The sequence below is a fragment of the Desulfococcus sp. genome, assembly GCF_041737845.1.
Taxonomy (GTDB): Bacteria; Desulfobacterota; Desulfobacteria; order Desulfobacterales; family Desulfococcaceae; genus Desulfococcus.
The window spans coordinates 1-9,121 of the sequence record NZ_JBGSQX010000091.1; the positions used below are offsets into that span (position 1 = coordinate 1).

Here is a 9,121-nt window from a genome sequence, read left to right on the forward strand (position 1 = left end):
AGGATTGGAGGCATCGGGCGGTTCCTGCTGTCTGATGGAAAGATCTTTTCTCATGCTCACATCCCCAGCCATCGTTCCACAGGGTAGCCGACCGCGATAATTTTTGGCGTTTTTCAGGCAATATAAAGAAACGCGCTACAAAAGGGTACACAAGTTGAAACTGAGAAGAAAAATGAACTTATTGAAATGATCAAAATAAAGCCTGACAATGGTGCTGAAGATCATTCCGCTCCTGGTACTACACATATACCGACACAAATACATTCAGTTAGCCCCACGCAGCTTCCTGCCAAGGAAAATCATGAGCTTTCCACCCCTAACAATGATATTGGAAAGAACAGCAGCACATTGTTAAAACCCCCCAGTTTTAATGACAATTATGGAACTTCTCCCCCTCCAAAATCCCAACCCATTCAATCTGCTCCCCTGAGTTCCGATGGAAATCAAAAGTTACCCACATCAAGCGACTCAACTCCCGAGGAAAGGAGCATAGCGTTTAAAAGGACAGATTCTATCAACAAAGAATATCATGCATATTCAGCTAGTTTTGACTGTAAAAAAGCCAGCACAAAATCTGAAAAACTCATTTGCTCAAATCCTCAATTATCAGCAGCTGACGGACAGCTTGCAGAGGTTTATAGCCAGGTGCGAGAACAAGCTATTGACCAGGAATGGTTAAAGAAAGATCAGCTTAGTTGGATGAAATATCAAAGAGATACATGTTCAGACGCTCTCTGTATGCTGAATTCATATAAAACACGAATCGATGAGTTAAATACATTTTTCACAACCGAGTACTTCAAAACATTATCTCCGGCGTTAACTGACAAAATTAAAGAGGTAGGGCAATATTTCAACACATCTGGAGATGCAATTTTTAGAAAGTTTTGCATAATTAAAAATACTGTTAAATTGGATCACCGTGAACGCCTCGCCACTCTAATTACCTACCCGATAAAGGTCAATTTAAACGGCATTAAAACCCAGATATCATCCAACAAGGAGTTTATAGAAAATTATCATAATATTATTACACCACAGGTTAAGGATGCTGTTGCTCAGCAAGAATTCACAGACATTTTTTATAGGGATATTGGAATCATGTTTGGAAATGGAGCAATTTGGTTTGATGAAAAGGCGATCATCTCAATCAACAATTAGCTTGTAATGTCATATATCGCCGCTTCGTTTTTAATGGGAAAAAATTGTACAATTCCCAGACTAAAAGTCTGCTTAGGCCACGTGAAAAAGCCGGGCCGGAGCCACACATTACCCGGTCCGGCCCTGCCCTCCAAATTTTCCCATTCCGTCACATTGATTTTGCGATGACCCAGCATGCCGCCGCGGTATGTTCGACAATGCCATAGATCTCCTTTCCGTATCCTTCTACTTCATCATCGCCATCCTCCGCAGCCAGTGCGGTCATGCCGTGGGAAACCGGTGATGATGGAGATAGTGTTGCAGGATGTTATCGAACATGGGCTTTGTGGGCCATATCAACACCCTCGCAAAAAAAGATCGTGTCCCTTCGGCAAGCGTGCCCAGGCCAAAAAAAGTTCGCGAGGGGGCGTGGCGCCCGGTTGTTCACAGGGGCGCCCTATCGGTTGGTCTTGCGAGAGGTGATCAGCGGATTCAGGGGGTTTTTGGCTGCATTGCGGCGGTATAGTTCCAGGGGAGCCATTGATCTGGGGTTTTGGCTGTTTCAGCGGCGTGTTCCTGCAGGGCCGTGAGATACGCGATGGGATTGACGCCGTTCAGGCTGCAGGTGTGGATCAGGCATATGAACAGATCCCCGACCCTGGCGCCGTTGAGGGTTTTATAGAACAGGGCATTCTTGCGGTGCAGGATGGCCTTTTTCAAGGCCCGCTCGCAGATGTTGTTGTCCAGGGGCGCTCCGGGCTCCCTGAGGAAAAGGGTCAGGGGCTCCCAGTGGTTGAGCATGTAGGCGATGGCCTGGCCCAGGCCGCTGTTGGGCTCGACGCTTTTTTTGAGTTGGGTATCGAGCCAGGTGTGGAGATCCGTCATCAGCGGCCCGCTCTTATCCTGATGAAAGCGCAGCCGTTCATGGGGGATCATGTTTTGCTCTTTGGCAATGTGGTCGTTCTGATACACCGATGCCAGGGTTTCAATAACGTGACGGTACTCCTCCGGGAAGCTGTCCATCACGTCGATAAAGCCTCTGCGGCCGTGAACCAGGCAGTTGGCCAGCAGGGTTTTCAGGTTTTTGGGGATGTTTCTGGAAAGGCGTCGCACATCTGGATGGGCGGACTGCGGTCCCCGCGCTGCTGGAGCAGGTCTTCCAGGTTTTCGCCGGCGTGGTTCCGGCCGGTCAAAAACAGGGCGATGTTATGATCCGCCGTGGTCGAGAGGATTCCGGTGGTAAACATGCCTTTTCGGACCGGATCTTTCTCCCGCATCAGCTCTATCACCTTCATGGTGGTGTCGTCGTTGTCGACGACATCCCCCTGTGCCGCTGTCCGGATCAACTCGGTGAAGACGGGCTCGACGGTATCGGCGACCTGGGCGACGATCTCGAACTGGGTGGATGCCGGTAGCCTTTTTTGTCATCGGAAAAAAGGCGGAAATGCATCCGGAGCTGATCCGGGCCATCCTTGCCGACGGCCACCTGGTGGGAAACCATACCTATCGTCATGATACCCTGGTGATGCTCAAATCCACGGCCATCCTAGCCCGTGAAATCGAGGCGGCCCAAGCGGCCGTAGCACCCTTCGGCGTCGTCCCCCTGGCCTTCCGGCCGCCCGTGGGGATCACCAGCCCCAGGCTTGGGGAGGTGCTTTCGGGCTCTGGAATGTACGTCGTGAATTTCACCCGCCGCGCCGGCGACGGCGGGAACCGGTGGATACGGCATCTGGCCCGGAGAATCCTGGCCCGGGTGCGGGCCGATGACATCCTCCTGCTCCACGACGTCCGGCCCGGCAACCCGGACTGCTGCCGTCTCTGGCTGGGCGAGGTGGACCGGCTGCTGTGGGGGCTCAGGAAAAAACATCTCCGCATCCTCCCCCTGCCGGAGCTGATCGGGAAACCCGTCATGGGCCGGCGTGCGGGGGTGGGTCGGCGCCCGGACGCCGGGCTGGTGCATCCGGTGCTTCCTTTTGATTGACATATCCAGTCATTCGATCTAATCACCCCAATTGATGGCCCGCGCCTCCGTGAGGCATTTCGGCGGGGCAACACGGTCGCCGGCGTGCGTATTCGGCATAACGCTCCGGCCGGTCCGGCGACAGAGGGGATGTCATGGCACAATCCGAAACCGACCTGCGGCAAGAACTGGAAGCGCGTCTGCAATTCGAGACGCTGCTGTCCGAAATCTCGACGCGCTTTATCAACCTGCCTGCGGAAGAGATCGACGGCGAGATTGAAGATGCCCAGCGCCGCATCTGCGAATGCCTCGGGCTGGACCTGTCCGCACTGTGGCAATGGTCGGCCGAAACCCCGCCTTTGCTTGCGCTCACGCATCTTCATAGCCCGCCGGAAGGTCCGACGCGTCCGGACCGGATCGATGCGCAAGAGGTGTTTCCCTGGCAGTTTCAGAGGATGTTGCGCGGCGAGACGCTTGCGATTTCCTCGCAAGATCTGCCGCCGGAAGCTGCGCGCGACCAGGAAACCCGTAGCCATTACGGAGTCAAATCGTCGGTGGTGATCCCCCTCTCGACGGGCGGCGGGCCGTTCATCGGCGTGCTCACCTTCGATACCCTGCATGCGGAACGCGACTGGCCCGAACCACTCGTGAAGCAGCTCAATCTGGTCGCGCAGGTATTCGCCAATGCATTGAGCCGGAAGTGCGCGGACCTTGAGCTGCGGGAGAAGGAAGCCCGCCTGCGCCTGACGATGGATGCCGCGGGGGCGGGCCTGTGGAGCATGGAGATCGATACCGGCCGTGTCTGGGTTACCCCCAAAACCCGGGAACTGTTTCATTTTGTTGCGGATGAAGCGCTCACCTATGACCATTTTCTCGAGGCAATCCATCCCGCGGATCGTGAAGCCGTCGACCGGGCGGTACAGCATGCCGCCCAGTCCGGAGAAGACCTCCGGTACGAATACCGCATTCTGCTCCCCGACCAGACCATTCGATGGATGGTTTCCAGCGGGCAGCGGTATCGCAGATCGGCCGGAGGGCCGGACTGCCTGATGGGCGTGTCGCTTGACATCAGCGCGCTGAAGCGGATGGAAGGTGAGATCCAGGCGCGGCTGAAGGAGATCGAGGGGCTGAAGCGCCGGCTCGAAAACGAAAATCTCTACCTCCGCGAGGAGCTCCGGATCGAACAGGGATTCGAGAAGATCGTGGGCGTCAGCAAGGCCCTCCAATCCGTGATCTTATCGGCCAGGCAGGTCGCCTCCACCGACGCCACCGTGCTGCTTCAAGGCGAAACCGGGACCGGCAAAGGAATGATGGCCAACGCCATCCATCAATTGAGCGCCCGCAAGGATCGGCCCCTCGTCACGGTGAACTGCTCGGCCCTGCCGCAAAACCTCATCGAAAGCGAACTCTTCGGACGCGAAAAGGGCGCCTTCACGGGCGCGCACGCCCGCCAGGCGGGACGTTTCGAGGTGGCCGACGGCGGCACCATCTTCCTCGACGAAATCGGCGAGATGCCCCTGGAGCTCCAGTCGAAGCTCCTTCGGGTCCTCCAGGAGGGGGAGTTCGAACGGCTGGGCAGCGCCAGGACGGTAACGGTGGACGTCAGGGTGATCGCCGCCACGAGCCGGGACCTCAAGGAGGAGGTCCGCGAGCGGCGGTTCCGGAAGGATCTCTTCTACCGGCTCAACGTCTTCCCCATCTCGATCCCCCCTCTCCGGCAGCGGACCGAGGATATCCCGCTGCTCGCCCAGTACTTCACGGAAAAATACGCCCGCAGGATGGGCAAGCAGATCGAGAGCATCCCCAGGGCCACGATGCAGACGTTCCTCAAATACGACTGGCCCGGCAATGTGAGGGAACTGGAGCATGTGATCGAGAGGGGCGTGATCATCACCTCCGGGCGCTCTTTCGCGATGGCCGGCCGGTTGAGTTCCGCCGTGCCCATCGATTCACGGGACGAACCGCTGAAGGATCTGGCGGCCGCTGAACGCGAGCATATCCTGCGGGTTCTCCACGAGACCGGATGGAGAATCGAGGGGATGTCCGGCGCCGCCGCGATCCTGAAACTCCACCCGAGTACCCTCCGCTTCCGGATCAAAAAACTGGGCATCCGCCGCCCCGAGTAATTCGCCTGCACAACCCGCCCCCTCAATATGTTGCGGATCCGCAGCATGTTGAGGGAACGGGGCACCTTGATTCCCCGCAACCAGACCTTCTCGGCGATAATTTATAATATGTTCCCGAATGGTTGTCTTTTTTCGTGGCCGCCCTTCCCCGATGGTACGATTCTTGGTTTACCTGAGGTTGACCGAGGGGTTCATCGATACCACCCTCAGGGCGCCTGATTTCAAATTCCATCATGCAAAGGAGAGATGTTTTATGTTTGCATTCCAAGGAATCCATCGCGTCTTCAAACGCATCTCGATCGCATCCATGATTGGGTTGGGTGCATTCAGCACCGGGCCGGCCATGGCCGGCGGCCTGATCACCTACGAGGTCGGCACGGCCGAGGTCGGACTCGGCTCGGCGGGCTACAGTGCCCGCGCGCAGGACGCCTCGACCGTGTTCACCAACCCTGCCGGCATGACGCGGCTGGAGGGCACGCAGTATGTGGGCGCGGGGCAGGTGCTCTGGGGCAACACCCAGTTTTCCATTGACTCCGGCACCGCACCGGGGCTCGGCGACGTCGACGGCGGCCATGCCGTGGGCTCGGACGGATGGTTTCCGGGCGGCGGCGGATTCCTCAGCTACAGTGTGTCGCCCGCGCTCAAGCTCGGGTTTGCCCTCACCGGCAACTTCGGGGCACCCCTGAATTACGATGACGACTGGGCCGGGCGCTATTATGTTCAGGAGACGACCCTGCTCGGGATGTCGTTCCTGCCCTCGATCGCTTACAGGGTGACCGATAAACTCTCGCTCGGGGCAGGAGTAAACGCTATGTACGGCAGCTACGAGAACCAGGTGGCGATCAACAACCTCCTTCCCGCCTTCGGCGACGGCCAGCTCAAAATAGATGACACCGAATGGGGCTGGGGCGTCAACCTCGGGCTGCTGTATGAGATCACCGCCGGCAGCCGGATCGGGCTCACCTGGAACTCCCAGGTCGACCTCGACTTCGACGCGCCGGCGGAATTCTCGAACCTGGCGCCGGGTCTCAACACCCTCCTGAACAGGAGGGGGATGCTGAACGCGAACATCGATGTCGGGATCAAGGTGCCGCAGCAGCTGATGGGCAGCATCTTCACCCAGGTGAACGATCGCTGGGCGGCGCTCGGCAGCGTGGGCTGGCAGCAGTGGTCGAAGTTCGGCCAGGTGCAGATAGGCATTGACAACGTGCTCAATCCCACCAGCATCACGACAGATCTGGACTTCAAGGACACCTGGCACGCTGCCCTGGGCGCCCAGTATCGGTTGAGCGAGCCCTGGCTGCTCAACTTCGGCATCGCCTACGACTCGGAATTCCAGGGCGGCTCAGACGTCTCGCCGCTGCTGCCGGTGAATTCCGCCTGGCGCTTCGGCGTGGGCACCGAGCACCAGGCGAGCGCGACCTTCTCCTGGGGCGTTGCGGCCGAGTATCTGTATGGCGGGACCCTCGACGTCAACCTGGAGAGCGAGGCGCCGGTCGCACTCGGCGGGCGCGGGGACCTCGTCGGCACTTACGATGACACGGGGACCGTGTTCCTCGCGCTGTACGGCAACTGGAAGTTTTGAAGCAGGAGGGCACGCAAGTCGGTTCAAAATGATCTCGCCGATTGTCACGACCGGGCAACACCGCGGTAGTCTCATCAAGTCGGGATGGCATCATCCTGTTATGGATAGGAAAGGAAACACCATGCCAGCACATCAAGTGGATCCCAATTCGTCTGTCGGGGAAAATTTCCGGAACCCCAGACTCGGACGCGGCGAAGAACTCCCCGTTGGTCAGCCCCCGCGATATCGCCTTCGGGTCATGGCGGCTTCTCAGGAAGAGAGGGGAAACCGGGCGCCGGGGGACGGCAGGTTGCGGACAGCAGGCTCGTTGAAGCGGCGGCATCCCGCATCGGCTGTTGTGTGGGGCATTGGGCTCGCCGTGCTCGCGCTGGCCGCCTCGGGATGCGCGACGCCGGTCGGCGTGAATCCAGTGGACATCCATACCGGCTACCGCCTTAACACCAAAAGCGCGCTCTCGGCTGGGCAGCCGTCCGAGGCCTCGAAGACGGTGCTGAGAAGGCTCGGGCTCCTGGATCGGTTCGAGGAGGAACCGCTGGCGGTGCTGGCCGAGCTGCATGGCGGGCTGGGGTCCGCCGAAGATGACGACCGGCTGTTTGCGCTGGCGGAGCTCTCCTTTCTCCATGGGGAGCGGACGAGGAACCGTGGACATTTCCTGGCGTCGGCTGTCTACGCCTGGGCACTCCTGTTCCCGGGCGATGCCGCCGGCCTGCGGCTTCAGCCATCGGATCCCCGGCTGCGGCTGGCGTACGATCTGTACAATCAGGCCGTCGTCCAGGGGCTGGCCGCGACGCGCCACAACAGTGGGGGGAGCGGCGGCGGCCCCACCGGCGCCGGCGTGGAGCGAATCGAGGTGAGGCTGGCTCCGGGAAAGCGTACACTCCCGTTCGGGGCGCTCCAGCTCACCCTGGACGAGTCCGAGTTGACGTGGGGCGGTTATCGGCTCGAGCATTTGGTCTCGACGACGACCCTGGAGGTCCGGGGCCTCCGGAACCGCTATCTCAACCCCGGGCTCGGGGCCTCTCTGGCGGCCTCCCTGGCGCCGGGCCACGGGGCGGCGAAGGTCGTCGGGGCGGAGCGGATCGGGCCCCTGACGAAAGTGGCGGTAACGTTGCTGCTGCGGATCGAGGACGTAAGGGCGAGCCTCGCCGGCGGGCAGATCCGGGGACGGATCGAGTTGCACCCCGCGGACCAGGCCGCGACCGTCACGGTGGACGGACAGGTCCAGCCGCTCGAGACCGACACAACCGCCGCGCTCGCCTACACCCTCGACAAAAGCCCGCTCTATGCGATGGAAATCGCCGCCTTTCTGCGGGGGGGCACCATCGCCGGCCGGCTCCCGCGAGATAGGGCCCAGGACGGCCTGTTCATGCTGCGTCCCTACCGGCCCGGGCAGATCCCCCTGGTGCTGGTGCACGGGACGGCTTCGAGCCCCGCGCGCTGGGCCGAACTCATCAACGAACTCAACGGGGATCCCAGGATCCGGCAGCGGTTCCAGATCTGGGTGTTTCTCTATGACACGGGCAACCCTATCGCCTTCTCGGCGGGGCGGCTGCGGGCGGCCCTGACGGACACGGTGCGGGAGCTCGATCCCGAGGACAGGGATCCGGCGCTCCGCCGCATGGTGGTGATCGGCCACAGCCAGGGAGGCCTTCTGACGAAGATGACCGCGATCGACAGCGGGACACGGTTCTGGGACAGCATCAGCAGCAAGCCGTTCGATGAGATCGAGGTCAGTCCCGAGACCCGAGCGCTCCTGCAGCAGACCGCGTTCGTCACGCCCCTGCCCTTCGTCGAGCGGCTGGTGTTTATTTCGACGCCTCACCACGGCGCCATCCTGGCCGGCCGGCGGGTGGGCGCGATCGCGGCCTGGCTCGTGACATTGCCCCTGTCGGTGTTCGGGGGGCTCGCCGATGCCGTTGCGTCAACCGGCGACGAGAAGCTGGTCGCAGTCCTCCGCCGGCCCCCGACGGCGATCGACAACATGAACCCAAACAACCCCGGCCTCCGCCTCCTGGCGTCCATCCCGGTGCCGTCCCGGATTCCGGCGCACTCGATCATCGCGGTGAAGGGGGACGGCCCGAAGGAGGAGGGGAACGACGGCGTCGTGGCGTATCAGAGCGCCCACATCGACGAGGCGGTTTCCGAGCTGGTGGTCCGGTGGAACCACTCCTGCCAGGGGCAGCCCGAGGTGATCGAGGAGATCCGGCGGATCCTCCTCGATCACGCGGCGGCGCCGGGAAAGAGCGGCCAATGAAGGGGCGGGTGGATCGGGCTCGACCTGCCGACGTCCATCGGCGGCCAGGGTCTGCC

General features: G+C 60.3%; 7 protein-coding genes. 5 read left to right on the top strand and 2 right to left on the bottom strand.

What is annotated here, in order from left to right:
• Positions 1–186: 186 nt before the first annotated feature.
• Complete coding sequence (locus ACEW8N_RS10520) at positions 187–1,161, top strand: lysozyme inhibitor LprI family protein (RefSeq protein WP_373499774.1); 975 nt, start codon at positions 187–189, stop codon at positions 1,159–1,161.
• A gap of 471 nt (positions 1,162–1,632) precedes the next feature.
• On the opposite strand, the gene ACEW8N_RS10525 is transcribed toward ACEW8N_RS10520, so the two are convergent.
• Both ACEW8N_RS10525 and ACEW8N_RS10530 read right to left on the bottom strand, forming a co-directional pair.
• Entirely contained in the window at positions 1,633–2,253 is a 621-nt protein-coding gene (locus ACEW8N_RS10525) for a transposase (protein ID WP_373499775.1), read from the bottom strand.
• The gene (locus tag ACEW8N_RS10530; RefSeq protein ID WP_373499780.1) at positions 2,217–2,531 is read right to left on the bottom strand and encodes a transposase; all 315 of its coding nucleotides are present in this window, start codon (positions 2,529–2,531) and stop codon (positions 2,217–2,219) included. The genes ACEW8N_RS10525 and ACEW8N_RS10530 overlap by 37 nt, the downstream gene beginning before the upstream one ends.
• 14 nt (positions 2,532–2,545) lie before the next feature.
• Here ACEW8N_RS10530 and ACEW8N_RS10535 point away from each other — a divergent pair, with 14 nt between their 5' ends.
• The 4 genes from ACEW8N_RS10535 to ACEW8N_RS10550 all read left to right on the top strand — a co-directional run bounded on the left by ACEW8N_RS10535 (position 2,546) and on the right by ACEW8N_RS10550 (position 9,065).
• Positions 2,546–3,121 carry a polysaccharide deacetylase family protein gene (locus ACEW8N_RS10535; protein ID WP_373499776.1) on the top strand — a complete coding sequence of 192 codons (576 nt, stop codon included), beginning with the start codon at positions 2,546–2,548 and terminating at the stop codon, positions 3,119–3,121.
• Between the two features lie 134 nt (positions 3,122–3,255).
• On the top strand, positions 3,256–5,226 hold the full coding sequence (locus tag ACEW8N_RS10540; RefSeq protein WP_373499777.1) for a sigma 54-interacting transcriptional regulator: 1,971 nt from the start codon (positions 3,256–3,258) through the stop codon (positions 5,224–5,226).
• Between the two features lie 253 nt (positions 5,227–5,479).
• Complete coding sequence (locus ACEW8N_RS10545; protein ID WP_373499778.1) at positions 5,480–6,811, top strand: OmpP1/FadL family transporter; 1,332 nt, start codon at positions 5,480–5,482, stop codon at positions 6,809–6,811.
• 121 nt (positions 6,812–6,932) lie between these two features.
• Positions 6,933–9,065, top strand: coding sequence for an esterase/lipase family protein (locus ACEW8N_RS10550; RefSeq protein WP_373499779.1), 2,133 nt, complete (start codon positions 6,933–6,935; stop codon positions 9,063–9,065).
• Positions 9,066–9,121: the final 56 nt, after the last annotated feature.